Consider the following 25,824-nt stretch of genomic DNA (forward strand, 5'->3'; position numbering starts at 1 on the left):
AAATGTCAACGGGTAACAAGTTATGTAAATTTATCTCATGAAAATGTGATGAATACGAAACTGAGACATTTGGGATTGATTAGTGATGCCGTCAATACAGGAGAATTTATCGGTGATATGGAATAGAGTTGCCCCATACTCACTGACGCAAATGAGGCCAACAGTGAGTATGAAGATAAACGTTATTTAAGACAAAAGTGATCAGGGAACTATTATATCAGGACCACTAGTAATCCGTTGCAAAAAACGGCCGTAACCCTGTTCGCCTGTCCAGTAGTTGATGCTTCTCTCAACCCCATTCGATGTCAGGGTCGCGCCAGAAATACCATCCACTGTATATTCATCGATATTCTCTGGTTTCTCCTGAGTTATTCTTAGCGCTGGCATCCAGTTATTATCAACCACTTTTTTACCCGGCCATTGCTTGCGCCAACTTTCATCTTCCACTCTGGCTCCCAAAAAAGGAGTTTCCCGCTGCTGATAGTAATACAGGCTTTTAACCGTACGTCCGTCTGGGTCAAGAGCCAGAAAGGCATACATCATTGACTTCGCACCCCCACCGAAAACAGGGAGTATAATTTGTTGAATTTTATTACTTTTATCTTTTACAAGATATACATCTGCAATAGTACAGCGCTGATGGATCTTCGCGGGATCATGTTCCGGAGCGAGTTTTTTACATCCCTGCGTCTGGACGTCATCAGCTACCCATTCACCGGAATCCAGATTAACCTTACGCGCTAAAATATAACGTTGATACAAATTTTTAATTGTTTTTTTATCGTGCTCATCTGATTTCAACAGGCCTGAAGCATGCAGAATGGCGGCATATTTCTCTTCACTGGTAGGTTCAGTGAGTTCCCCCTGATACATCATAAACCAGACAATAGCAGCAATAAAAATAAGGATACAAAAAAACATCATTGATATAACAATAACTTTACCCTTGCGCATTATTCTATAATCCCTGCGAGAAATAAGATATTTAAAACATCATCAGATATGCCATTATCCTTGTGAATTTGCAACTACAGAAAAAAATCAAAAATATATAACTATTAGTGTGTAGCTTTAGGATCAAATATCAGAACAACATGTTTTTCTTACCTTTTTATCGTAAAAAAATGCCGGGCTCCCCCGGCACAAATATCAGAATATTTTCGCCCACCACAGCCGAAGTTTCATGCCCCAGTAGCTGGTCCAGCCGCTGGTGGTTGATACCACCCGACCTTCTGACATCACCACCAACGTGGGCGTGACGCTAATCGCCCAACTGCGGGAAATAGCCCCGTTCGCATCATTGATGACCGGAAATTCCACGCCTTTACGCAACAGCCAGCGAGATACCTCAGCTTCATTTCCGGAGCGTAACGCAATGGTCATCACATTTTCCCCTTCCGAGCGCAGCCTGGCGACTTCCGGCGTTGTGAAGCGGCATACGCCGCACCAGCTCGCCCAGAAATAAAGCAACACTGGCTCGTCTTTGCTGAGCGCCGCCAGCGTGACGGTTTCACCATCCAGCGTTTGTAAAGGCGTGCTGTCAAAAGAGGCAGGGAGCTGCGGCGCGCGCCAGGCATCCATCAGCAGCATCGCCCCCGCCAACAGTGCCAATAAGATCAGCCCTTCGCGCAACCAGCGGCGCAGTTTACTGAGCATTGGCCGCCGCCAGTTTTTCTTTTACCACTTCCTCAAGGGTTTCCCACGGCACCGCACCGGGAATAAGTTCATCACCAATGATCGTTGCGGGGGTTCCCTGTACACCCACCAGTCGCGCCAGTTGCAGGTTAGTGCTCAGCGTTTCAGCACTTTGGGCGTCCAGCGTCACCGGACTGGCCCCCGCTTTTTCCTGCGCCTGTTTGATACTGACATCGGTATGGTAGCCCTTCTTCTGCATCAGTTTTTCATGTAGCGCCAGAAACTGCTGCGGATGCTGATGCCATGTCGTCAGCACGGTCCGCGCCGCCAGTTCCGAGCTTTCACCTTTAAACGGCAACGGTTTGATCACTACCGCCACGTCAGGATATTTCTGCACAATTTTTTCCAGCATTGGATCCAACTGCTTGCAGTATGGGCAGTTGTAATCGGTGAAGTTTATCAGGGTCAGTTTTGCCTGCTTTGCGCCAATCCGCGGGCTGTTGGGATCGTTAAACAGGGCTTCCTGAATTAATGCTTCAATTTGCTTTTCCTGTTCCGGGGTAAACGGTGCAGGCTCTTTCGCGATACTGACGGCAGAAAACAGGGTTAACAGCAGAACAATCATCATCTTCATGGGGTAACTCCTTTGGCATCGTTCAACGTTTGCAGTACCGCATCGCGGGTTAACAACGTGGGTAACACCTGGCCTTCCGGCAGACCGGGGCCATAAATTTGGTTATACGGCACAGCAACCTGGCCGCGTTTTTTTAGAAATTCGGTAATGGCTTCAGAAGGGAGTGTCCAGTCGCCGCGCAGCGCCACCACATCCGGCTGTTGCAATGCGGCCTGTACGTCATCTTTATGCAAGACGTTGAACTTGTTTACCTTACAGGTGATGCACCAGTCTGCTGTGACGTCAATGAACACGCGCTTATGTTGCGCCAGCGCATCCTCAATAGCTTGCTCGCTTAGCGGTTGCCAGTTCACGCTCTCTTTGCCGGTGCTTTGCCCTACGAACCCGAAATGCGGGAGCAGCAACGTCGCAAGCCAGATAGCGGAACCCAGCATCATCACGCCGAGCAGACGCCGCAACATATTCATCCAGCGTCCTGGCCGCGGCAAACGCAGCGCCAGACCGGGACGCAGAGCCACCAGCAGCCACGGTAAGCTCATTCCCAGCCCAAGTGCGATAAACAATCCCCACAATGTCGGCAGCGAAGCGGTCAATGCCACCGCCACCGCCGTTCCAAGGAACGGGGCACTACACGGCGTAGCAAGCAGCGTCGCAAATGCACCTTGCCAGAAATGTCCCGACAGACCGTTGCCGCCGTGAGTCGCCAGCGTGGTAGTCATCGCAGAAGGGAGTCGGAATTCAAACCACCCGAACAGGCTGGCGCTGAACGTCAGCATCACCAGTACCATCACGCCAATGAACCATGGATTCTGAAACTGGATCCCCCAGCCAAGCGCCTGATTGGTTAAACGCAGCACCGTCATCAATAGAGCCAGAGCCATAAATGAGACAAGTATTCCGGCTACCGATGCGAGGAACTGACGACGGACCTGGCGACGACTTTTTTCCTCGACCAGCAAAATCGAGCCCAGCTTCATGCCCAGAACCGGTAACACACAGGGCATCAGATTGAGGATCAAACCGCCCAGCAGCGCCATTAGCACCACTTGCCACAGTGGGAGTGAGGCGTTCTCAACAACCGGGGCTTCGCCAATCGCAAGACGACTTTCCTGGGCAACACCGTTATCTGCCAGCACCAGGGTGACTGACTTACCACGCAGATCCGGCGCGCCTTCTCCCCAACCGTCATGTACAGGTACCGTGGCGCGTAATGTCTCCCCCTCAACATGGATTTGCGGCATGCCAAAATCCGCATCATCAACAGCATCCAGATACAGCCCTGGTGCAGTCCAGCCTCCCGCACGGTGAGCCTCGACGACTATCTCTCCCGCCCGTGCGCCGGCGCTCAGAGCATCGGTCAGGCCGCTGGCAAGTGGGATCTGTCCCATCGCCTGAGCATAGTCATGTGCAAAAGTCGGGTCCTGGGCTGTGGGCGTTACGGAAAAAGGAAAATCCGTCAACAGGCAAACGTTGCTACAGGTGGATAGCGTCAAAACGCCGCTGAGCGTGGCGGGCGCTCTACCTCGCACCACCATCGGGAACGTCACCTTATCGTGATACCCCTGGGTAGTGATATTGGCGACCTCAAAACGAGCTGGGGTTGGCCAGAACCAGTCGACCGCAGGCATTTCCTCTTTCCAGGCGATAGCAGGCGCAACGCCCCCCTCGCCCGGAGAACGCCAGTAGGTTTTCCAGCCGTCCTCCAGTTTGACATCCAACAACAGACGAGTTTCACCGCCAGCGGACGTATCAGCGCGTAACCGCACGCTGGCGTGATCGTTATCGGGTGAACGCAGCCAGCCGGGTTCAGCCGCCCAGGATACGGGCAGCCATAGCAATAACAGACAGAGCAGTGTCTGCCTGAAAACAGTCATCATAGTTTTTCTCCGTGAATAATTATCTAACAGTCAGCAACGGCTGTTCTGTCATTCACGGAAGACGCAAAATCGGAGATGCACCCGGAGAGTGGGCGGCGAGATGGCTCGCGGTGGGAAAAAAGGTAGACGAAACGCCCGCACTGGCGCCAGCAACGACAGCAGCAGGCACAGCACCAGAATAGCACCTTCAAACAGTACGGGTGGCGCAGCCAGTAATGACTTCGCGCTCAGTTCACAAGGGGTAACGGGTGAAGCCTCATCGGCCTGCACTTGTGCGCTGGCGACAACGCTTGTAACGGCGGTATCCATCTGCAACGCGTGCAGACCCGCCATGCGTTGTGCGGTGCAAACCATCACCACAACACATGCCAGACAGAGGAACCACCATCCCATCCGTTGACGTTTCGCCATTATACCCTCACTCATTGATGCGAGTTATCTTAACCACTCGCCGGTTTTTGGCAACCTTTGCGCTGTAAAGTTATGTCCTGGCATCTGCTGGATATACCGCGATTTCAATCAGATTGAGATCGGGATCCCTGACATAAACCGAGCGAATCGGTCCTGTCGCACCGGTTCGTGCAACGGGCCCTTCAATAATCTCGACTCCGTGGGTTTGAAACGTCTCTGTCACCTCTTCCAGTGTACGCGTGGTGATAAAACACAAATCCAGCGCCCCCGGCGTTGGCGCGTAGGCTTTAGGTTCAAACTCTTTTCCCCGAATATGGAGATTGATTTTCTGATTGCCAAAGACGAAGGCTTTCCGACCTTGTGCGAAAGTTTCCAACCTCATGCCTAAAAGCTCGACATAAAAACGAACGCAAGCCTCTTCATGATTGGTGGTTAGTACCAGGTGATCCAGGTGGTCGATCATAGTGATATCCATTTGGATTGCTCATCTCTGACACTTACCCTATTCATTCACGCGCGACAAGAAAAAGACAATCTACAGGGGTATTTGCAAATACTTAGCGCAATACCTTGCCATTCACGCTTTAAAAGCGAAATGATAATTAATCATATTTTCGTCTTTGTTTATTACACTATAACATTGCTAAAAATACCCCTGAAAATATCACGGAAGTTATCATTCACTATTTACGAAGAATGCCAGAGAATATTTCAATGTCAGCACACAAATAATGCCCGCTACGTACTGATGCGTAAATGAAAGTAAGGGTCAGCGCATTTTCAGGGGATTTCCTTATTATATCCAGACGCAATGAATAACGTATTCATTAGCAGATAATTTGTTTATCAAATGTTATTTAGAGTATATGAAAATGAAAAAATATTTATTACCCCTGATTGGGTTACTTTTTACAGTTAGCGCTCAGGCAGCATCATTTACCGACGGTAAAGAGTATATCACCCTGGAAAAACCCGTCGCTTCCGCCCCAGCTGCGCTGAAGTTTTTCTCATTTTACTGTCCTTCCTGTTATCAGTACGATGAAGTTTTTGAAATCACGGATAACGTGAAAAAAGTACTGCCTGCTGATGTCAAACTCACCGAATACCACGTCGACTTTTTAGGTCCGCTGGGGCAAGACATGACGCACGCCTGGTCCGTCGCCATGCTGTTAAACGTACAAGATAAAGTTAAACCGTTGCTTTTTGATGCCGTTCAGAAAAAACAAACCGTTAAAACAGCGGATGATATTCGTAACGTATTTATCAGCGCGGGCGTCAGCGCCAGTGATTATGATGCCGCCTGGAACAGTTTTGCCGTGAAATCCCTGACCGCGAAACAACAAGAAATGGCTAAAGCGGTAGATTTAACCGGTGTGCCCGCCATTTTTATCAACGGTAAATATATGATCAATCCAAAAGGACTGAAATCTGACGACCTAAACTCTTTTGTGAAGAGCTACGCGGATACGGTTCGCTATCTGATCACCAAATCCTGACGTTTCTCTAATCTCACTTTTCGCACCACACAACAGTCAAAAGCGCTGTTGGTGGTGCGCAATCACATCATTTAGACCAATATCCTTTCTTCCCGGTTGGCATTCGCCGTTATCAGGATTACCCTAAACTTAGCGGTGTTACCTGTTGTCGGGGTACACCTTCTTCAAGTGTTGATTTACACGAGAGAACGCTATGGAATTAAAGGATTATTACGCCATTATGGGCGTGAAACCGACAGACGATCTCAAGACAATCAAGACCGCCTATCGTCGACTCGCCCGTAAATACCATCCTGATGTCAGCAAAGAGACTGACGCTGAGGCCCGGTTTAAAGAGGTTGCTGAAGCCTGGGAAGTCCTGAGTGATGAACAGCGACGAGCCGAGTACGACCAACTGTGGCAGCATCGCAACGACCCTCAGTTCAGCCGTCAATTCCAGCAAGGAGAGGGGCAAAGCTACAGCGCCGAAGATTTCGACGATATCTTCTCCTCCATTTTTGGTCAGCGTGCGCACCAGTCGCGCCAGCGCCCTGCCAGCCGCGGGCACGACATCGAAATAGAAGTTGCCGTCTTCCTCGAAGAAACGCTTACTGAGCATAGCCGCACTATCAGTTACAACCTGCCAGTCTACAATGCGTTTGGCATGGTAGAACGAGAAATTCCTAAAACACTGAACGTGAAAATTCCGGCTGGCGTCGGTAACGGTCAGCGTATCCGTCTGAAAGGTCAGGGTACGCCCGGCGAAAACGGTGGGCCGAACGGTGATTTGTGGCTGGTGATTCATATTGCGCCGCATCCGCTGTTCGATATCGTTAATCAGGATCTGGAAGTTGTCGTTCCTCTGGCGCCGTGGGAAGCTGCGCTGGGTGCGAAAGTAACCGTTCCGACGCTGAAAGAGAGCATCCTGCTGACCATTCCTGCAGGCAGCCAGGCCGGTCAGCGGCTACGCATTAAAGGCAAGGGTCTGGTAAGTAAAAAACATACAGGCGATTTGTATGCGGTGATCAAGATCGTCATGCCACCGAAACCTGACGACACCAGTGCCGCCCTGTGGCAACAACTGGCAGATGCACAAAAGACCTTTGATCCGCGCAAAGAGTGGGGGAAAGCATAATGGCTAACGTTACCGTCACTTTTACCATTACCGAATTTTGTCTGTACACTGGTGTGTCAGAAGAAGAACTGCATGAGGTTGTCGGCTTAGGGGTGATAGAACCCTACGAAGACGAGACGTTTGACGATCATGCGCTGACCGTAATGCGTCGCGCGGTGCGCCTGCGTCAGGAGCTGGAACTTGACTGGCCAGGGATTGCCGTTGCATTGACGTTGCTGGAAGAGAACGCGCAGCTGCGTCAGGAAAACCGCCTGCTGCGCCAGCGGCTGTCCCGTTTTATCAGCCATCCTTAGTGCGTCAGGGCCAGCATGGTGCTGGCCCTTTTATTGTCCGCCCCGCGCTCTTAATGACATTAAGCAGTAGATAGCATACAGTCAGAGATAAGAATTATCTCAAACAATAAGACGTTGAGCCATGCAGCTTAAGCCCCTCACAAAAGGTCGTTTTCACAATATCTGGCAGCAAGATGATGCCTTAATTGAGAAGATATTCCAGGAACTGCTCTCTGAAACGCAGATGATCCACGAAGATGAGTATCTCTATCGCCAGGGACAGGTAATCGATCGACTTATCATGGTGCAATCAGGCAGAATTTCCCTGCGTTACAGCGCGGAAAATGGTCGCCGTTTTCAGTTGGGCGCAATGGAATGTGATGAGCAACTATTTGGTGAAATGGAGTTTTTTACCGGGTATCGCTGCCAGCTTGATATCGTGGCCGAAGAGCCGTTGACCGTGGCGGTGTGCAGCTGTGAGCGTCTGGAAGAAGCGCTAAACCAGCACCCGAGACTGGCGATATTTTTTGCCAGTGCGATGGCGATTGATTATCAGGATATGCTGGAAATCTTCCTGCACCGGATGCTCTACCCTATCGTTCATAACGTGGCGTATGATCTGTATCGCCAGCATCAGAACAAACAGCCGATGGATGGTTTCCATAAAAAATACCAGGAAGCAGAACGGTTCGGCACCACCGATCGGGTCTATCGGCGGGCGGTTAAAGCCCTGACGGATGCCGGACTGGTAACGCGCACGAAGCAAGGACTGGAAATTAAGGATCTGGATGGGCTGCGTAAATTCCTCGGCAATGACATCATTGACTGACACACCATCCCCGTAGAGAAGGTTGGTGTGTCAGTTCAGCGCAATCAGAATTTATAGGTAAGGTTGAAGTAGTGACCGAGTCCGGTGGTGCGCCCTGCTCCGCCGTGATTTTCCATCAATGCCATATTGCGGAAATACTTCAGGCCATAACCCACCGCATAATGCTCTGAATGCCAGTAGATACCGTTATACCATTCAATCGCGTTATTGCTGTATAACGGTTGATTAGCAATCTTATTAGCGGCGAACTGATAGTCAAAGTAACCCTGATAGTTCAGGTAGCTGCCGTTGGCAAAGGTATAGAACGGCGTCGACCAGTTAGTCGAGAACATGTAGCCATCCCACTTGCCTTCGTTATCCGCACCGTAGTTTTCACGCACATAATGCGCATAGATGTTCATTCCCACCAGACCAAACCACGGAACCTTAACATCTGTGCCCAGACCGACATAATGTTCAAATAATTCCCGGTCGCCAATGTTATTTACCGTTGCGATATAGAATTCGTTAAATGGCCCAACGGATAAATCTTTATTAAAAATAGCATCCAGGGAAAACCGTGGGGATATCTTGGCGAAAAAGTTATCGCCTCCATGGCGGTCATCCTGCTTGCGGTCAAAAATATCAAAGAAATCGACATAACCATACAGATCGATAATTCCGGAACGCGCCCCAAACTCCAGTTCCAGATAAGTGTCATTACGAATACCATAAGGCACTTTCGCATCCACACTTTGCATTAAGTTCATCTGCATCCAGTTAAAATCATTTTTACGGACGTTGCCATCGGTATAATCAGCAGCAAGCGCTTGCGTACAGCTCATTGCAACGATTGCGCCCAGAACTGTTTTTTTAATCATTGATTTATTCTTCATCATTTTCAATTCCTTTGAGCAAGGTTGAGTGTCGCCCCACCAAATAAATGGTGTGGCGACTGACTATCTAATTAGAGAGGTAAGTGTTATTACTGTGCTTTATTACGTTTAAGTTTTAATGTACCCATCAACATGATAAAGATTATTAAATATAATACTGGTATTGCGTACATAATTTTCTGCAAGCCCATTGTTTTTTCCATTAGCGCACTGATCGCTGGACTAAACATAGCCCCGGCGCTACCGCTAATTAAAATATATGAAACATTCTGACTACTTGCGCGCTTCACAAATGAAACTCCGTAGGCAATAAAGGAGTTATACAGCGCCGCACAGACGAATCCGTAACTATAAGCCAGATAATCAAGCCCCGAGATGTTGTCTTTCGTTACAATAATGGTCGTAATAACGCAAGCGAGCAAAATAATACTCAACAGGAAATAATGTATCCTCACTCGAGAAACAATGACAGTTGATACTAGCGCCCCAACCAACGCCGCTCCCCAGTATTGCGTAATAATATTACCGGCTTCTTCAAATGGAATGCCAAATTTATTCTTCACAAATAATGGTGCCCAGGTCAGGAAGGTATACAGCGCCAGCATACCTAAGAACAGACCAATACCTCCGCTAATAATCCCTGGGTTCCACTCAGACTTCACCGCGTCTGTCCGATCTTCCGCAGACGCGGTTTCACAGGCAGTAAAACGAGTGAGCGCCACCACACCTAACGTAAGTAAGGCCACCATGCCAACACTTAGATAGCTGTAACTCCATGACATATTGTGCGTCAGGGCGTAGGTGGTGATCAGCGGAAAAACCACGCCTGCGACGTTAAAGGTGGCGTCTTGTACCACCAACATTGTACTTTGAATGCGATCCTGCCATACCGAAACAACAATCGTTCCTGCCACACACAGGCCAATCCCACCGCAAAAGCCCACCAAAGTCATGGCAACCATCACCGGCCATAAGTCGGGGCTTAAGTGCATTGCCAGCGAACAAAGGAACACTATCGAATAGATAATAAACGTCATTCGCTTGACGCCAATTTTTTCTATCAGGAAAAAGGCGGCGATGGTCCCGGCTAATGCCCCACCGTTAAGCAGCGAAAATATCGAGGCAACGGTATTCACATCAGCACTGTAACGTACCGCAATCGGTTCAATCAGCATTCCAAACTGACTGGCAAACCCCGCCATAATAAAATTTGCCAGAAAACTAATCAGTGTAAGTGCTATTTTATTCTTCATATAATGACATCCCTGATTGGTTCAATTAAAAGCCAATGCTAAGCCGTAACGGCTGTATTTAGCGCCAGCTCAATCATATTTTTAAAAGTTAATTGTCGTTCCTCTGCCGTGGTTTCTTCGCCTGTCAGGCAATGATCGGACACCGTTAAAATAGCCAGTGCTTCAATATTAAATTGGTGTGCTAAGGCGTATAAGCCGGCCACCTCCATATCCACACCCAGTACACCAAACTTTTCCAGTGCAGGAATGAGGTTTTCGTCAGGATCGTAATAAAGATCGCCACTGAAAACATTACCGACCTTAATGTCGATTCCGGCCTTCTGCGCCAGCATCCACGCCTGTTGTAGTAATGGGAAGTGAGCGGATGTCGCCATCGTGTAGCCCGCGCTACGTTTTAAATTTGTGACAGAGTCCGTTCCGGCAGCGAGAGCCAGAATAATGTCGCGCATTTTGACATGCGGTTGTGTTGCCCCCAGGCTACCGACGCGAATAATTCTCTTCACATTAAAATCATGTACCAGCTCATGGGCGTATAGCGTCATAGACGGAATACCCATACCGTGTCCCATCACCGAAACAGGTTGACCAAAATAAAGACCGGTATAGCCCAGCATATTACGCACGTTGGTAACTTCGCGGTAATCCATAAGATAATTTTCGGCAATAAATTTTGCGCGCAGCGGATCGCCCGGCATAATCACAGTTGGCGCAAAATCACCCGCTTTAGCATTAATATGTGCAGTCATAACAATTCCTGAATTATGGGTATTGGAGATATGCAGGGATTGTAACCAGACGTTTGCAGAGGATTGAGGACAAAAGTCCTGCTCAAAGGATCGGCCTCTCATTTCTGAGAGTTAGAGTTGCAGGCTTAGGATGCAGAGGAAAACTATGCCCCGGCAACAGTTAGGAAAAGCAAGACCCAGAACAATAAAAGAACAGATTAGCCCCCAAATCGCTGGTGACTACCGCGTTGGCGCGAGTAGCCATAGCAGCGTCAATATTGTTTTGAAAATGGTCTTATTGTTATTATCGTATTCCACTCTAAGCTTGGATGCCTGCCATGACCCGATTAAGGTTTAGTGAGATGACTCACGCCGATATACCTGCTGTTCAGTCGTTCCTTATTAAGCATCTTAATTTGTTCTTCAATGCCGGGAGAGTCATGCCTGCTGCTGAAGAAGATATCTTCGATCTCAGGCAGCAGTATATTTTGCAAGAAAGAAATCTATTACTTTGCGCATGGAGTGAAAAACAAGAGCTCATCGCTACACTTGCGGTATGTCAATATGATGATCGTATCACTGAGCTACGTGGGCACTATAATTTGCCTGAAACGGCAGAAATTTGTCGTTGCTACGTGGATGCGCGCTACCGCAGACAGGGAATCGGAAGCCGGTTGTTTGCTTTAGCTCAAATGTTCTGCCAGCAGCAAAAATATAAAACCTTATATCTTCATACTCATCATTTCTTGCCTGGAGGGTATCATTTTTGGTTGCGTAAAGATTTTAGCGTCGTTATGGATATGCAGGATGAATGGCAATTGGTACATATGCAGAGATCACATTATTAAATTAACCCAACGCTAATTAACTGCGTTATTGATAACGATCAATATGATTAAATTGAAAAAATAAAACCGCGTTTATAGCTTGATCAATATCAATCAATTCTCATTTAGCTTTTTATTGTTATTTTCATGTATACATCCGAGATAAAGGATTTAAGCATAACCAACTGTAAAACATAACAATTTTACCAGAGGTGTGAGGTTTTCCCTGTTTATTCATACGGTTGACCTCGTTAACAATTGCCGTTAGAGTCGCTTTTGACAGCATTTCATTACATTTTTGTATATGAATAGGAATATGGTGAGAATTATTCAATTCAATTCCATAACTGCCCCCGCAACTGTAGGCGGATGCAGAATATCCTTGTGTGGTTAATAAGCCACAGGTCACTGTAAAGCTCGTCTTTATGGGAAGGCCGATATTCTGATTACCGTGAGTCAGGAGACCTGCTGTCAACGATGTATACCATTAAGTGGACGGGATGGTCCATGGGATGAATTATTTGACGCAAGCAGTAGTGTATTTATGAATAAGATTTTGGCTAAGTAAGGCTTATTTGCATTTGTTGCATATCTTCATTCTTAAAATTCACGATTCAATGTCATCTATCTTCATGTCTCCTCCCGATATATGGAATGAAATGAGCCATGACCAGACTTTAAGATTCTGGCATCAACGGGACGATGATAATGCACGCTAATTCTACATTTTTCTCTTCTAAAAAAACGCTTCTGGCTATTGTTGGAACCACTGTACTGTTGACTTCCGGTTTTTCTAACGCGGCAAAAACCGAATATCCTCTGACGATTAAAAACTGTGGCCGCGATATTACCTTTAATCAGGCACCAACGCGTGTGGCAACGGTGGGTCAGAACAGTACCGAGATTCTCTATTCATTGGGACTGGCCGATCGTGTCGTGGGTACTTCGTTGTGGTTTGGCCCAGTACTGGATGCTTACAAAGCAGCAAATGAAAAAGTTGCCGTTATTGCGCAAAATATTCCCAGCTTTGAAGGAATTGTGGCTAAAAAACCAGATCTGGTTGCCAGCCAATTTGAGTGGCAAATCGGCCCTGCTGGCACAGTTGCCTCATACGAACAGTTTAGTGAACTGAAGGTGCCCGTTTACACTGCACCAGCTGACTGTGCTAAGGATAACGAAGATGGGGGTGATGGTGTTCGTAAGGGCATGTTTGATATTGCCATGGTGTATCAGGAAGTCGCCGATCTGGCAAAAATTTTTGATGTTCAGGATAAAGGCGAAGCGCTGATTGCCAGCCTTAAAGCACGTGAATCAGCAGCAAAAAATAAAATTACCGGCATGGATAAGAATGTTTCCGCCGTGTTCTGGTTCTCAAGCGCCGATTTACAGCTCGATCCTTACGTTGCCGGGAAGTTTGGCCCAGCAGCATGGATAGCCCAAACGTTGGGTGTGAAAAATGTCATTGATTCTGCTGAAGAGTGGCCAACGGTGGGCTGGGAAACCATCGCTAAAGCTAACCCTTCTGTCATTGTGCTCGGTGAGATGAGCCGCCGACGCTTCCCGGCAGATGACTGGAAGATCAAGATGGAATACCTCCAGTCCGATCCTGTCACCAAACTGATTCCTGCCGTCAAAGAAAACCATCTGCCGGCCATTGACGTACAGACAATGAATGCCGGGATCAGAACTATTGATGGAGTGGAAAAACTGGCTGACGCTCTGGTTGAATATGGCTTAGCGCATCCGCAGGCTGCTCATTAATCTACATTTTGCGCTATATCACGGCACGGTATAGCGCATCTCCGTTACTCAGGAACGCAGATAATCATGAGTGATTCTCGCAGGATGCGTCGCGCTGTTGGTCAGCTTGCGGTGAGAGTCGGTGGTCATGCCGTTTGGGTCAGTGCGCTGATGTGTTGCGTACTGCTGGCGGGGATTTCCATCGGCGAAACGTTTATCCCCTGGCAGCACGTACTCAGCACATTGGCAAATCATCTTTTCGATACCCACTATCCTGTCGATGCACTGGATGCCGGGATCGTCTGGAACTACCGCCTGACCCGAGCACTGGTCTCAGCCAGCTGCGGCGCCTGCCTGGCTGTTTCCGGCGTAGTGTTACAGTCGTTGCTACGCAATGCGCTCGCCGAACCTTATCTACTGGGGATTTCTGCCGGAGCATCTACCGGTGCGGTGCTGATTGCGCTCACGGGACTGGGGGCTGGCATCATCAGTATGTCTTTAGGGGCGTTCATTGGTGCGCTGACGGCATTTCTGTTCGTTGCACTATTGGCGATGGCCGCTGGCGGTAAACAAGGTGGCGGGATTACAACCCAAATCATTCTTGCCGGGATCGCCAGTTCGCAACTGTTCAATGCGATTACGTCGCTTATCATCACCCGCTCAGCAAACGCCGAGCAAGCGCGCGGTATTATGTTCTGGTTGTTAGGCAATTTGAGCGGTGTACGCTGGCCCGATGTTGTCTTAGCTATTCCTACCGCTCTGGTCGGTATTGCGCTGTGCTTCTGTTATGTCCGCCACCTTGATGCGTTCTCCTTTGGCGCTGAATCCGCGGCATCGTTGGGTATTCCGGTCAAACGTACCCGCGCAGTACTGATTGCTGCTGTCACCGGTATGACAGCGATTATGGTCTCCATTGTTGGTGCGATCGGCTTTGTCGGTCTGGTGATCCCTCATGCCGCTCGTTTGCTGGTCGGCAACCAGCATCATCGACTGCTGCCGGTTAGTGCGCTTACCGGCGCCATTTTCCTCATTGTCGCCGATGTTATTTCCCGCACGTTACTACCCGGTCAGGTACTGCCAATTGGGGTGATCACGGCTTTGGTCGGCGCGCCTGCGTTTTCAATCATTCTGATAAGAGGAAACCAGAACAAATGACGGTAAACCTCGTACAGCCACTTGTTACCTCTGCGCAAGCCGTTATTGAAGCCTGCAATCTGCGTTGGAAGGTAAAGGGTAAGACGATTGTTGATGATATTTCTCTTCGCGTAACTCCCGGCGAGTTTGTCGGTATCATCGGTCCCAACGGCTCGGGCAAAACGTCACTGATTTCACTGCTGGCCGGTTTGCTGAAGCCGACTTCCGGGCACATCACTCTGCGGCAAAAAGCGCTCCAGCACTATTCGCGGCGTCATCTTGCGCAACAGGTGGCGCTGGTCGAACAACAGGCTGAAACCAGCGAGCGGCTTACCGCTTTACAAGCCGTTTCTCTGGGACGGACCCCCTGGCTTAGCCTGCTCACCCCCTGGTCTGCCAAAGATGACGATATCGTACAAACGATGCTGGAGAAGGTCGATCTCAGTGAATTCCAGCACCGCTGCTGGCATACCTTTTCCGGGGGAGAAAAACAGCGCCTGCATATCGCACGGGCGCTGGCGCAGCAGCCTCAATTGTTGCTGATGGATGAACCCACCAACCATCTCGACATTCAACATCAGATTGGCCTGCTGAGTCTGGTTAAACGTGAAAAGCTCACGGTGATTGCTGCTCTGCACGACCTTAATCATGCCGCGATGTTCTGCGATCGCATCATCGTAATGACCTCCGGACATATGGCGATGCAGGGTAAACCTTGCACCGTTTTTACCCGCGAAAATCTCCATGCCTGGTTTGGTATCGACGCCATTGTCGAACATGAAGCGGGTAGTGAAAACTGTTTTATTCGTTATCAAAGACCTGATGAATTTTAAGGAAGAATCGATGAAATACCTCAAACAGAGTCTGAAAGTTTTGTGTTTACTCGCCCTCGCCTCTTCAGCCTTCGCGCAAACTCACGAAGTGTTGATGAAGAATCGTGGGTCTGCGGGGCCGATGGTCTACGAGCCGGATTATCTGGAGATCCAACCCGGTGATACGGTGAAGTTTATCCGTAAGCATAAGAGCCACAACGCGGCTTCAATTGCTGAATTGTCTCCGGCTGACTATCCCGGTTTCATGGGAAAAATAGATGAAGAGATCGAGGTGACTTATGACAATCCTGGATTTTACGGCATCAAATGTTCACCGCATTACGCTCAGGGCATGGTGATGATGATTAAGGTTGGCGATACCACGTTACCGGACAGCTATCGGGCATTCAAAGCGCCGGGTATTGCTGATAAGCGCTTTCAGGAAATTTACGCGCGTATCGACAAACAATAATCCGCATTACTCTGGGAGAAATACAAGGTGGCAGATAAAAAACTTGCAGATGGCGAAATCCAGGAACAGCGTCGGGAATGCCTGTGTAAACTGACGAAATTCGTCGGCGCGGCGGGCGTCGCGGCTGCCGTGTGGCCGCTGGTTTCGGCCTTAAGCCCGGATGAGAAAACGCTAGGGGAAAATGAACCGATTGATGTTTCTCTTGCGGGTGTTGCTGCTGGACAAACCATCAGGCGCATATGGCAGGGAAAGCTGATTCTTATTCACCACCGCACGCAGGAAGAGATTGTCGCCGCCAGAAATACCGACTGGCATACGCTTATTGACCCACAGTCTGACAGCGAGAGGGTCTCTGCCGTTCATCCCCAATGGCTAGTGGTTCAAGGGTACTGTCCACATGCCGGATGTGTCCCCAACGCCCAGCCGGGAGGGCTGGGCTGGATTTGTCCGTGCCACGGCTCGGAATTTGATACCTCCGGGCGCGTGACGCGCGGCCCCGCAACGGCCAACCTGGCAATCCCGGATTACGCCTTTCATTCTGATGGTCAGATCGTGCGTATCGGCACTAAGGAAGCCTGACATGATGAGTGAGCGCGTCTATTCGCTTCGCTGGCGAATTCCTTTTCCTCGTTCGATTGCCGGACTCTGGCTGTTCGCTATCGGCGCAATCCTGCTGGTTATGCTCGGCGTGCAGATCCTGACAGGTATCGTACTGGCGATGTTTTACGTGCCGACAGCCGGGCTGGCATTTGACTCCATTATTCATATTATGCGTGCGGTTCGCCATGGAGAACTGATACGCAATATGCATGCTATTGGCGCATCGCTCTTTTTCTTTGCCTGTTATCTGCATATTTTTCGCGGTATGTACTACAACGTGTACCGCAAGCCCTGGACAACAATGTGGTTGATTAGCGTCACGCTGTATATCCTCCTGATGATAACCGCATTTCTTGGTTATAGTCTTATCTGGGGGCAAAAAAGCTACTGGGCGGCAACGGTCATTACTCGCTTTGCCCAGGCCATTCCGCTAGTGGGTGATACGTTATACGCATATTTAGTCGGTAGCCATACGCCGGGAACACCGATGCTTGGCCGCTTTTTTGTTATCCACTTTATTCTTCCTTTTGTGATTGTCGTGGCAACGGTTTTTCATATACGAACCGTACAGTCAGCGTTTGCCCAGGCGATGAAAAAGAGGTTCAGCGAGAAAGAGTCCAGGAGCCTGTTGTTCGATTACAAAATTACCGATCTCGATGCCATCAAAATCACCCTTTTTATGATGCTCTTCGCCTGGTTTTTATTCTTTGCTCCGCACTATCTGAGCAGCGCCGATAACTTTATTCCCGCAGACCCAACGATTACACCGGCAATTGTTGCGCCAGAATGGTATTTCCTTCCCTTCTTCTCCATCTTGCGCTGCTTCCCGAATGAATTCGTAGGACTAGCCGCGATGTGCGGTTCGATACTGATTTTCTATTTTCTTCCCTGGCTTGATACCTCCCGGGCTCGTTTTCGCCATTACAGCAAGCTGGTCAAATGCGGATTCTGGCTGTGGGTCATCAATGCCTGCTTTTTAGGCTGGTTAGGATCGAAAGCGCTGGTTGGCCCCGACCTTCTTGACGGTTTTCGTAACGAAGAAGGTTGGATACGTGCCGCGTCCCAGCTTTCGACGCTGATTTGGTTTGCCTGGTTTTTAATCGTATTACCTTGCCGTCGTTTTCTGGAAAAACAGGACTGATAATGAAACGACTATTGAAATTCAGTGTTCTGTGTTTTTCTCTATTGGGACTGGGCTCCACCTATGCGCAAGAAACCACGCCTGAACGACAGGAATGGAGTTTCAGCGGCATCAATGGCCAGTATGATAAAGAGCAGCTTCGGCGTGGTCTGCAGGTTTATGAAGAGAAGTGTCGCGCTTGTCACGGCATGAAGCACCTTACCTTTCGAACCTTGACCAGATCCGGCGGCCCGGAACTTACGGAAGAAGAAGCAAGAAGTATCGCTAACGGCTATCAGTTTCCTGAGATTCAGGATGACGGCCAGATGGGTGAGCGGGACGGGACGCTAAATGACAGCTTTATATCGCCATATTTAAACGAGCGGGAAGCTCGATACCTTAATAATGGCGCAGAACCTGTTGACCTGAGCTATATCGTCCGCGCCCGCTCATACGATCGTGGATTTCCGCAATTCCTGTTAGATGCTTTTCTGCCCTACACGGACCAGGGAGCTGATTACGTCTACGCACTACTCACCGGCTATCTGCCTGACGATCCCGAACTGAAGGCTAACCGCTATTTTCCGGGCGGCGTGATTAACATGCCGAAACCGCTGAATAGCGGAGAGATCCAATGGAGTCCGGCGTCACAGAAAGCTGAAACTGAGGAGCAATACGCCAGGGATGTTACCGCCTTTCTGGCATGGACAGCCGATCCGGCGCTCTCTGAACGAAAACAGCAAGGGAATTACGTTATGGGCTATCTGGCTATTATGCTGGGGCTGCTATGGATATTACGACGAATGAAGAGACGTTCGCTCATGTAGGTCTTGCGAGGCGGGGGATTACTCAGTTCACCAGCATTCAACCTGTCAGCAGCACTGTTGCCCTTGCGCGACTAAGACGAGTAAAGAAAGACAAAATATAAACCGAGCAAAACGAAAAAACCCCAAGCTATTTGATAGCTTGGGGTTTATGTTTGGCGGAAGCGTAGAGATTCGAACTCTAGAACCCTTTCGGGTCGCCGGTTTTCAAGACCGGTGCCTTCAACCGCTCGGCCACGCTTCCAATGAGGCGCACTATAAACATCCCGAACGGGCCTGTAAAGCACCAATGTGTTCGTTTGCCTGAAAAACAGCCAAAATATTGTTAATCGACTGAAATAACAACAGATTGACCATTTAATCAGCACAAATACCAGCTACAACGCTTAATGTTTTTTGATGTACATATCTTTGGTGTAGTAATTTCCCCGGTTATCCGGCGCAAATCCCCCCACCCACGGCTTCACCAGATGCGTGCGGACATAGTGGTAAACCGGAATCGCAGGGACATCATCACCTAAAAGATCTTCAGCCTGCTGATAGTATTTGCCTCGTTCTTCCAGTGAATTTGCTTTCGCCGCATTACGCATCGCTTCATCAAAGGCGGGATTGCTGTACTTGGTAGTATTCTCGCTATCACCGGTACGGAAAATATTGAGGAAACTTGAAGCATCATCATAATCGGCTATCCACGCATAGCGCACGACGTCAAAATTACCGGTGTGCATAGTGTCAAGCATGGTTTTCCATTCCTGGTTTTGCAGCTTCGCCTCGACACCAAGGTTTTTCTTCCACATCGACGATGCGGCAATCGCAATACGCTGGTGCGTTTCGAAGGTGTTGTAGAGCAAATTCAAGCTAAGCGGATGCTCAGGACCAAAACCGGCTTCAGCAAGCAGTTTTTTGGCTTCAGCAATACGTTTTTCGAGCGGCCATGACGCATACTCCGGTGCATGCAGTTTCACCCCACCTATTTCCGGCTGGCTGATAACCCACGCTTCTCGCTGCCCCTGCCCCATCACCTTTTGCGCAATGATGTCTTTATCCAACGCCATATTCAGCGCCCGGCGCACGCGCGGATCATTAAACGGCGCGCGGGTTGTATTGAACTGATAGTAATACGTTGAAAGCTGGGGAGAGACATGCAGTTCATCGCCCATCGTTTTTTTCAGTTGGGCGAACTGATTGACCGGTACGCTATAAACAATGTCGATTTCACCGGCCTTATAGCGATTTACGTCAGCCGACTCTGAGCTGATGGGCAAATAAGTAACTTTATTAATAACCGTATGCCGATCGTCCCAGTAATGTGGGTTACGCTCGGCAACGATGCGCTCATTGACCACCCATTGCGATAGTTTGTACGGCCCACTGCTGACAAAATGTTCTGGTCGGGTCCACTTGTCGCCAAAACGCCCAATCAGAACTTTATCCAGCGGCACCAGCGATGGATGCGCTAGCATCGCCAGAAACGCCGCCGTCGGTTGCGTCAGGGTAATTTCCAGCGTGGTATCATCCAGGGCTTTGACCCCTAGTGTAGCGGGATCTTTATTCCCTTGGGCAATATCAACCGCGTTCGCAACATGCATATTGCCCAGATACGAAGCATAAGGTGAAGCCGTTTGCGGCGAGACCAGACGCTGCCAGCTCCAGACAACATCCTGTGCGGTAATCGCAGAGCCATCAGACCAGGTAATGCCCGGACGTAAATGAAAGGTCCAGATAGTATTGTCTTTATTCTCCCAGGATGCCGCAAGGCGGGGCTCGATAGACCCATCCTGATTAACAGCAACCAGACCGTCGAACATATCGCTGATTAAATTAAACTCAACGTTGCTTTCGACTTTATGCGGATCCAGCGATGCCGGCTCACTGCCGTTATTTCTCACCAGTTCCTGCTTTTCAGCCAATGCTGTTCCTGCGGGAACATGAGCTGCCCATGCCGCGCCGTTTATTGATATCATACAGGCGGCCAACAGCGTAAACGTAAATACCTTCGATTTGTGTTGAGTCATTCCCTGCACCTTATTGTTTTGTTTTATGTAGACACTGCTGTCACTGTCAGAGAGATTCAGGAATAACGCAATATTTTTCAGTAACCTATAAGATGTCGATCTGACATTTTCAAACAATAAGTGGTAACATCTAATTTAGGCACTTTTGCTGAAATAAAATGCTTAAGTCTGGCGGGTTAAAATGCGTAAAGATGGGTAAAACCGCTGTGTCATTCCCCTTGATTTCATTATCCTCCATCATTAATTACATCTGTCATAAGAGAGTGACTCATGGATCGTATTATTAGTTCTTCGCGCGACCGTACATCGCTACTCAGCACGCATAAAGTGCTGCGCAATACCTATTTTCTGCTCAGCCTGACGCTGGCGTTTTCTGCCATCACCGCAACGGCAAGCACCGTGCTGATGCTACCATCCCCGGGTCTAATCCTGACGCTGGTGGGTATGTATGGTCTGATGTTCCTGACATATAAAACTGCGGATAAGCCGGTCGGAATTCTGTCTGCTTTCGCATTCACCGGCTTCCTGGGCTACATTCTGGGACCGATTCTGAACACCTACCTGTCTGCAGGCATGGGTGATGTTATCGGTATGGCGCTGGGCGGCACTGCTCTGGTCTTCTTCAGCTGTTCTGCCTATGTGCTGACCACCCGTAAAGATATGTCCTTCCTCGGCGGTATGCTGATGGCAGGTATCGTGGTGGTGCTGATTGGTATGGTTGCGAATATCTTCCTGCAACTGCCAGCTCTGCATCTGGCCATCAGCGCGGTGTTTATTCTGATTTCTTCAGGCGCTATCCTGTTTGAAACCAGCAATATCATCCGTGGCGGTGAAACCAACTACATCCGTGCAACGGTCAGCCTGTATGTTTCGCTGTACAACATCTTCGTCAGCCTGCTGAGCATTCTGGGCTTCGCCAGCCGCGACTAAGTTGTCAACTCGCACTATCCAGCCCCGCTTATGCGGGGCTTTCTTTTTTGGTAAACTGCCGCCAGTTTGACTAACGTAGTGACGAATTATGTTGATCTTTGAAGGTAAAGAAATCAGTACCGATAGCGAAGGCTATCTGAAAGATACCACGCTGTGGAGCGAGCCGCTGGCGGAGAAAATCGCCGAAAACGAAGGCATTACGCTCTCCGCAGAACACTGGGAAGTGGTGCGTTTTGTCCGCGATTTTTATCTGGAATTTAATACCTCCCCCGCTATCCGCATGCTGGTAAAAGCGATGGCCAACAAGTTTGGCGAAGAGAAAGGCAACAGCCGTTATCTCTACCGCCTGTTCCCGAAAGGTCCGGCCAAGCAGGCGACTAAAATTGCCGGCCTGCCGAAACCGGTGAAATGTATTTAATAACGGATACTAAATCCCTTTAGCTCGTCGCCAGGACGATGGGGTTCGCTGAGAACTCTGTCTACCCTGGCGCTTCGCGGCCCCCCGGCTTTCAACCACTTCATCAGTTGTTCCACCCGGTCACTTTCACCGCAGGCGACAACCTCTACGCTGCCGTCATCCATATTCTTCGCGTATCCGGTCAATCCCAGCCGTTGTGCTTCATACTGGGTGGTGTAGCGAAATCCTACCCCCTGAACCCGGCCATAGACCCAGGCGATTATGCAGACTTTCGACATTGCGGTTCTCCTTATCATCACTGCGCGCGTTGCAAATATGCGTAAAACTCAGGACAATGGCGCCCATTTCTTTGAATTGACAGAATAGTAAATTATGAGTGTACGTTTAGTGTTAGCCAAAGGGCGCGAAAAATCATTATTGCGCCGCCATCCGTGGGTATTTTCCGGTGCTGTCGCACGTATGGAAGGTAAAGCCAACCTCGGTGAAACCATCGATATTGTTGACCATCAGGGTAAATGGTTAGCACGCGGCGCGTACTCACCCGCGTCGCAGATCCGTGCACGCGTCTGGACATTTGACAAGTCTGAGTCCATCGATATTGATTTCTTCACCCGTCGTCTGCAGCAGGCGCAGACATGGCGTGACTGGCTGGCGAAAAAAGACGGTCTGGATAGCTACCGTCTGATCGCCGGCGAATCCGATGGTCTGCCGGGTGTCACCATTGACCGCTTCGGCAACTTCCTGGTGTTGCAGTTGCTCAGTGCGGGGGCTGAATACCAACGCGCCGCGCTGATTAGCGCTCTGCAAATTGTTTTCCCGGACTGCGCCATTTATGACCGTAGCGACGTAGCGGTGCGAAAAAAAGAAGGTATGGAGCTGACTCAAGGGCCAGTAACGGGCGAGCTTCCGCCAGCACTGCTGCCAATTGAAGAGCACGGCATGAAGCTGCTGGTTGATATTCAGCATGGTCACAAAACCGGCTACTACCTCGATCAACGCGATAGCCGCCTGGCCACGCGTCGTTATGTGGAAAATCAGCGTGTACTGAACTGTTTCTCTTATACCGGTGGATTTGCGGTTTCAGCATTAATGGGTGGCTGCCGTCAGGTCGTCAGTGTTGACACCTCTCAGGAAGCGCTCGATATTGCCCGCCAAAACGTGGAACTGAACAAGCTGGATCTGAGCAAAGCTGAGTTCGTGCGTGATGATGTGTTCAAACTTCTGCGAGCTTATCGCGATCGTGGTGAGAAATTCGACGTCATCGTGATGGATCCGCCGAAATTTGTCGAAAACAAAAGCCAGTTGATGGGCGCCTGCCGCGGCTATAAGGACATCAATATGCTGGCTATTCAGTTGCTCAATCCGGGCGGCGTACTGCTGACTTTCTCCTGCTCTGGGCTTATGACCACCGATTTATTTCAGAAAATCATCGCTGATGCCGCAATAGATGCTGGTCGTGATGTACAATTTATAGAGCAGTTCCGTCAGGCCGCCGATCACCCGGTGATCGCTACCTACCCGGAAGGGCTGTATCTGAAAGGGTTTGCCTGTCGCATCATGTAACTTGAAAAGTGGAATATTACCCTTACATAGAGGGTATCTATTTCCCGGGAGGTGACTATGATTGCCAGCAAATTCGGTATCGGCCAGCAGGTCCGCCATTCCCTGTTAGGTTACCTCGGAGTGGTCGTGGATATCGACCCGGAATATTCGCTTGATCAACCGTCAGCCGATGAGTTGGCGGTTAACGACGAACTTCGCGCCGCTCCCTGGTATCACGTGGTGATGGAAGACGATAATGGTCTGCCAGTACATACGTATCTGGCCGAAGCACAACTGAGTAGCGAGCTACAGGAAGAACATCCGGAGCAACCGTCGATGGATGAACTGGCGCGAACAATTCGAAAACAGCTTCAGGCCCCGCGCCTGCGCAATTGATGCAAACACAGACCCGATTAGCTAATCGGGTCTGTGCGTTTTGTTCGGCTACAGATCAACCTTACTTCGCCAGTCCCAGCCGCGGGATCTCAATCGCCGGGCAACGATCCATTACCACCGTCAACCCTGCATCACGAGCCAGTACGGCTGCCTGCTCGTTAATCACGCCGAGCTGCATCCATAGGGTCTTCGCGCCGATGGCAATTGCCTCCTGAGCAACACCCCACGCCGCTTCGGAATTACGGAAGACATCTACCATATCCACTTTCTCTGGTACATCTGCCAGCGTCGCATAGCCCTGCTGCCCCAGCAGTGTTTTTCCGGCAACTTTCGGTGAAACAGGAATAACGTGATAGCCCTGATCGAGTAAATATTTCATAACCCGATAGCTTGGGCGATCGGGTTTATCGCTTGCTCCCACCAGTGCAATCGTGCGGGTCGTTGTCAAAATGCCAGCAATATCGGTCTCTTTCATCGTTTTCCTCCAGGCTGTTTAACAAAGTGTACGACAAACCTGACTTTGCGACCATTCATCCCATACTGGCGCATGAGAGCTAAACTCAAAAATATGTCTATATGTTAGTAAACATGATTATCGAAAAATTTAGATACATCTTATACAGATTTTTTCTGGACAGGAGAAACCTATGAAAGCCGGCATTGTGACAGCCTTAATTGCCCTGTGTTTGCCGGTAACCGTTTTTGCTACCTCTCTACGTCTGTCTAATGATATTGACCTTCTGGTGCTGGACGGAAAAAAAGTCTCCAGCTCATTACTGCGTGGTGCCGAAAGTATTGAGCTGGAAAATGGTCGGCACCAGCTTGTGTTTCGCGTAGAAAAAACCATTCGCCTGTCCAGCCACGAAGAACGTCTGTATATTTCGCCCCCGCTGGTCATCAGCTTTGATACCCAACTCGTCAGTCAGGTTAATTTTCACCTGCCACGTCTGAGCAACGAGCGAGATGCAACGCATTTTGATGATGCCCCACGCGTAGAACTGCTGGATGGGGATTCCATGCCTATACCGGTTAAGCTGGATATTCTGTCAATCACATCCACCGCAAAAATCGTAGATTATGAAATAGAAACAGAGCGCTATAACAAAGCGGCTAAGCATGCGTCTTTACCGCAATTTGCCACGATGATGGCCGATGACAGTTCGCTGCTTTCCGGGGTATCTGAACTGGACCGCGTGCCGCCTCAGTCGCAAACGCTGACTGAGCAACGCTTAAAATATTGGTTTCAACAGGCTGACGCACAAACGCGAAGTAACTTCTTACAATGGGCTGAGAAACAGCCCCCATCGTGACATTTATGTTCGCATACGCATTTTTTTTGTCTTTCTCTTGCAGCGTCAAGTGCTTCCAGTACTCTGTAACAAGGTTAACTTGGGAGCTGTACTATGGAATTAACGACTCGCACATTACCAGCGCAGAAACATATTGCGTTGGTCGCACACGATCACTGCAAAAAGATGTTGATGAGCTGGGTTGAACGCCACCAGCCATTACTGGAAAAACACGTTCTGTATGCTACAGGAACAACAGGAAATTTAATTCAACGCGCGACAGGAATGGACGTCAACGCCATGCTGAGCGGCCCGATGGGGGGTGACCAGCAGGTGGGTGCGCTAATTTCAGAAGGGAAAATTGATGTGCTGATTTTCTTCTGGGATCCGCTCAACGCCGTTCCCCACGATCCTGATGTCAAAGCCCTGCTACGCCTGGCCACAGTCTGGAACATTCCGGTCGCCACCAACGTGTCAACGGCTGATTTTATTATCCAGTCGCCAAACTTCAACGACGCAACGGATATCTTGATCCCGGATTACGCCCGTTATCTTGCAGAACGCCTCAAATAAACGCTAAGCAG

Annotated in this window: 30 protein-coding genes, 1 tRNA gene and 1 riboswitch; of the genes, 18 read left to right on the plus strand and 13 right to left on the minus strand. The window is 49.4% G+C overall.

Annotation, left to right across the window (positions count from 1 at the left end; all coding sequences use genetic code 11):
- Positions 1-201 precede the first annotated feature (201 nt).
- From nqrC to OGV85_RS20830, 6 genes are all read right to left on the minus strand, one after another.
- A complete protein-coding gene (nqrC, locus tag OGV85_RS20805; protein WP_061547842.1) occupies positions 202-954 on the minus strand; it encodes an NADH:ubiquinone reductase (Na(+)-transporting) subunit C in 753 nt (250 codons plus the stop codon).
- Between the two features lie 195 nt (positions 955-1,149).
- Entirely contained in the window at positions 1,150-1,656 is a 507-nt protein-coding gene (locus tag OGV85_RS20810; protein ID WP_048219147.1) for a protein disulfide oxidoreductase, read from the minus strand.
- On the minus strand, positions 1,646-2,269 hold the full coding sequence (locus OGV85_RS20815) for a DsbA family protein (RefSeq protein WP_003035975.1): 624 nt from the start codon (positions 2,267-2,269) through the stop codon (positions 1,646-1,648). Before OGV85_RS20815 ends, OGV85_RS20810 begins: the two co-directional genes overlap by 11 nt.
- A complete protein-coding gene (locus OGV85_RS20820) occupies positions 2,266-4,146 on the minus strand; it encodes a protein-disulfide reductase DsbD family protein (protein WP_061547841.1) in 1,881 nt (626 codons plus the stop codon). The genes OGV85_RS20815 and OGV85_RS20820 overlap by 4 nt, the downstream gene beginning before the upstream one ends.
- Before the next feature lie 48 nt (positions 4,147-4,194).
- Positions 4,195-4,557 (minus strand): hypothetical protein, encoded by a 363-nt coding sequence (locus OGV85_RS20825; protein WP_003836824.1) that lies wholly within the window; start codon positions 4,555-4,557, stop codon positions 4,195-4,197.
- A 70-nt stretch (positions 4,558-4,627) separates the two neighbouring features.
- Positions 4,628-5,032, minus strand: coding sequence for a VOC family protein (locus OGV85_RS20830; RefSeq protein ID WP_003035964.1), 405 nt, complete (start codon positions 5,030-5,032; stop codon positions 4,628-4,630).
- Between the two features lie 397 nt (positions 5,033-5,429).
- On the opposite strand from OGV85_RS20830, the gene dsbA reads away from it, so the two are divergent.
- The 4 genes from dsbA to OGV85_RS20850 all read left to right on the plus strand — a co-directional run bounded on the left by dsbA (position 5,430) and on the right by OGV85_RS20850 (position 8,268).
- Positions 5,430-6,053 carry a thiol:disulfide interchange protein DsbA gene (gene dsbA, locus OGV85_RS20835; protein ID WP_003035960.1) on the plus strand — a complete coding sequence of 208 codons (624 nt, stop codon included), beginning with the start codon at positions 5,430-5,432 and terminating at the stop codon, positions 6,051-6,053.
- Positions 6,054-6,246: 193 nt separating this feature from the next.
- Entirely contained in the window at positions 6,247-7,167 is a 921-nt protein-coding gene (cbpA, locus tag OGV85_RS20840) for a curved DNA-binding protein (RefSeq protein WP_003035957.1), read from the plus strand.
- A complete protein-coding gene (gene cbpM, locus OGV85_RS20845) occupies positions 7,167-7,460 on the plus strand; it encodes a chaperone modulator CbpM (protein ID WP_003035954.1) in 294 nt (97 codons plus the stop codon). The genes cbpA and cbpM overlap by 1 nt, the downstream gene beginning before the upstream one ends.
- A gap of 121 nt (positions 7,461-7,581) precedes the next feature.
- Positions 7,582-8,268: a Crp/Fnr family transcriptional regulator gene (locus OGV85_RS20850; RefSeq protein WP_061547840.1), complete on the plus strand. Its 687-nt coding sequence runs from the start codon at positions 7,582-7,584 to the stop codon at positions 8,266-8,268.
- A 44-nt stretch (positions 8,269-8,312) separates the two neighbouring features.
- Here the strand turns inward: OGV85_RS20850 and OGV85_RS20855 are convergent, their stop codons facing one another.
- The 3 genes from OGV85_RS20855 to deoD all read right to left on the minus strand — a co-directional run bounded on the left by OGV85_RS20855 (position 8,313) and on the right by deoD (position 11,142).
- Entirely contained in the window at positions 8,313-9,146 is an 834-nt protein-coding gene (locus OGV85_RS20855; RefSeq protein ID WP_003035947.1) for an outer membrane protein OmpK, read from the minus strand.
- Positions 9,147-9,232: 86 nt separating this feature from the next.
- Complete coding sequence (gene tsgA, locus OGV85_RS20860) at positions 9,233-10,396, minus strand: MFS transporter TsgA (RefSeq protein ID WP_061547839.1); 1,164 nt, start codon at positions 10,394-10,396, stop codon at positions 9,233-9,235.
- A 38-nt stretch (positions 10,397-10,434) separates the two neighbouring features.
- Positions 10,435-11,142 (minus strand): purine-nucleoside phosphorylase, encoded by a 708-nt coding sequence (gene deoD, locus OGV85_RS20865; protein ID WP_003035940.1) that lies wholly within the window; start codon positions 11,140-11,142, stop codon positions 10,435-10,437.
- 317 nt (positions 11,143-11,459) lie between these two features.
- Between deoD and OGV85_RS20870 the strand changes: the two genes are divergently transcribed.
- From OGV85_RS20870 to OGV85_RS20905, 8 genes are all read left to right on the plus strand, one after another.
- On the plus strand, positions 11,460-11,969 hold the full coding sequence (locus tag OGV85_RS20870; RefSeq protein WP_008320248.1) for a GNAT family N-acetyltransferase: 510 nt from the start codon (positions 11,460-11,462) through the stop codon (positions 11,967-11,969).
- A 242-nt stretch (positions 11,970-12,211) separates the two neighbouring features.
- Positions 12,212-12,435: riboswitch (cobalamin riboswitch) on the plus strand.
- A 221-nt stretch (positions 12,436-12,656) separates the two neighbouring features.
- On the plus strand, positions 12,657-13,709 hold the full coding sequence (locus OGV85_RS20875; protein ID WP_003035934.1) for an ABC transporter substrate-binding protein: 1,053 nt from the start codon (positions 12,657-12,659) through the stop codon (positions 13,707-13,709).
- Between the two features lie 66 nt (positions 13,710-13,775).
- On the plus strand, positions 13,776-14,843 hold the full coding sequence (locus tag OGV85_RS20880) for a FecCD family ABC transporter permease (protein ID WP_032948951.1): 1,068 nt from the start codon (positions 13,776-13,778) through the stop codon (positions 14,841-14,843).
- Positions 14,840-15,655, plus strand: a complete 816-nt coding sequence (locus OGV85_RS20885; RefSeq protein ID WP_032948950.1) for an ABC transporter ATP-binding protein — start codon at positions 14,840-14,842, stop codon at positions 15,653-15,655. Before OGV85_RS20880 ends, OGV85_RS20885 begins: the two co-directional genes overlap by 4 nt.
- Before the next feature lie 10 nt (positions 15,656-15,665).
- Positions 15,666-16,106: a pseudoazurin gene (locus OGV85_RS20890; protein WP_003035925.1), complete on the plus strand. Its 441-nt coding sequence runs from the start codon at positions 15,666-15,668 to the stop codon at positions 16,104-16,106.
- Positions 16,107-16,133: 27 nt separating this feature from the next.
- Positions 16,134-16,685: a ubiquinol-cytochrome c reductase iron-sulfur subunit gene (petA, locus tag OGV85_RS20895; RefSeq protein ID WP_003846882.1), complete on the plus strand. Its 552-nt coding sequence runs from the start codon at positions 16,134-16,136 to the stop codon at positions 16,683-16,685.
- 1 nt (position 16,686) lies between these two features.
- A complete protein-coding gene (locus tag OGV85_RS20900; protein ID WP_061547838.1) occupies positions 16,687-17,847 on the plus strand; it encodes a cytochrome b in 1,161 nt (386 codons plus the stop codon).
- 2 nt (positions 17,848-17,849) lie between these two features.
- Positions 17,850-18,653 (plus strand): cytochrome c1, encoded by an 804-nt coding sequence (locus OGV85_RS20905; RefSeq protein WP_061547837.1) that lies wholly within the window; start codon positions 17,850-17,852, stop codon positions 18,651-18,653.
- Between the two features lie 153 nt (positions 18,654-18,806).
- Here OGV85_RS20905 and OGV85_RS20910 read toward each other — a convergent pair.
- Both OGV85_RS20910 and OGV85_RS20915 read right to left on the minus strand, forming a co-directional pair.
- Positions 18,807-18,894: transfer RNA gene (locus OGV85_RS20910), tRNA-Ser, on the minus strand.
- A 142-nt stretch (positions 18,895-19,036) separates the two neighbouring features.
- Positions 19,037-20,665, minus strand: a complete 1,629-nt coding sequence (locus OGV85_RS20915) for an ABC transporter substrate-binding protein (RefSeq protein ID WP_061547836.1) — start codon at positions 20,663-20,665, stop codon at positions 19,037-19,039.
- 270 nt (positions 20,666-20,935) lie between these two features.
- Here OGV85_RS20915 and yccA point away from each other — a divergent pair, with 270 nt between their 5' ends.
- Both yccA and tusE read left to right on the plus strand, forming a co-directional pair.
- Positions 20,936-21,595, plus strand: a complete 660-nt coding sequence (gene yccA, locus OGV85_RS20920; protein ID WP_003035917.1) for an FtsH protease modulator YccA — start codon at positions 20,936-20,938, stop codon at positions 21,593-21,595.
- An 88-nt stretch (positions 21,596-21,683) separates the two neighbouring features.
- Positions 21,684-22,013, plus strand: coding sequence for a sulfurtransferase TusE (gene tusE, locus OGV85_RS20925; protein WP_003035914.1), 330 nt, complete (start codon positions 21,684-21,686; stop codon positions 22,011-22,013).
- On the opposite strand, the gene yccX is transcribed toward tusE, so the two are convergent.
- Complete coding sequence (yccX, locus tag OGV85_RS20930; protein ID WP_061547835.1) at positions 22,010-22,291, minus strand: acylphosphatase; 282 nt, start codon at positions 22,289-22,291, stop codon at positions 22,010-22,012. The two genes, tusE and yccX, sit on opposite strands and share 4 nt — an antisense overlap.
- Before the next feature lie 94 nt (positions 22,292-22,385).
- Here yccX and rlmI point away from each other — a divergent pair, with 94 nt between their 5' ends.
- Together rlmI and hspQ are read left to right on the plus strand one after the other, a co-directional pair.
- Positions 22,386-23,576 (plus strand): 23S rRNA (cytosine(1962)-C(5))-methyltransferase RlmI, encoded by a 1,191-nt coding sequence (gene rlmI / locus OGV85_RS20935; protein ID WP_032936284.1) that lies wholly within the window; start codon positions 22,386-22,388, stop codon positions 23,574-23,576.
- Between the two features lie 57 nt (positions 23,577-23,633).
- Positions 23,634-23,951 (plus strand): heat shock protein HspQ, encoded by a 318-nt coding sequence (gene hspQ, locus OGV85_RS20940; RefSeq protein ID WP_003035905.1) that lies wholly within the window; start codon positions 23,634-23,636, stop codon positions 23,949-23,951.
- Between the two features lie 61 nt (positions 23,952-24,012).
- On the opposite strand, the gene OGV85_RS20945 is transcribed toward hspQ, so the two are convergent.
- Positions 24,013-24,426: a CoA-binding protein gene (locus OGV85_RS20945; protein ID WP_003035903.1), complete on the minus strand. Its 414-nt coding sequence runs from the start codon at positions 24,424-24,426 to the stop codon at positions 24,013-24,015.
- A gap of 172 nt (positions 24,427-24,598) precedes the next feature.
- On the opposite strand from OGV85_RS20945, the gene csgI reads away from it, so the two are divergent.
- A complete protein-coding gene (gene csgI, locus OGV85_RS20950) occupies positions 24,599-25,261 on the plus strand; it encodes a curli synthesis inhibitor (RefSeq protein ID WP_003035900.1) in 663 nt (220 codons plus the stop codon).
- A gap of 93 nt (positions 25,262-25,354) precedes the next feature.
- Entirely contained in the window at positions 25,355-25,813 is a 459-nt protein-coding gene (mgsA, locus tag OGV85_RS20955; protein WP_003035897.1) for a methylglyoxal synthase, read from the plus strand.
- Positions 25,814-25,824 lie beyond the last annotated feature (11 nt).

Source organism: Citrobacter sp. Cf132, assembly GCF_030333885.1.
GTDB classification, from domain to species: domain Bacteria; phylum Pseudomonadota; class Gammaproteobacteria; order Enterobacterales; family Enterobacteriaceae; genus Citrobacter; species Citrobacter freundii.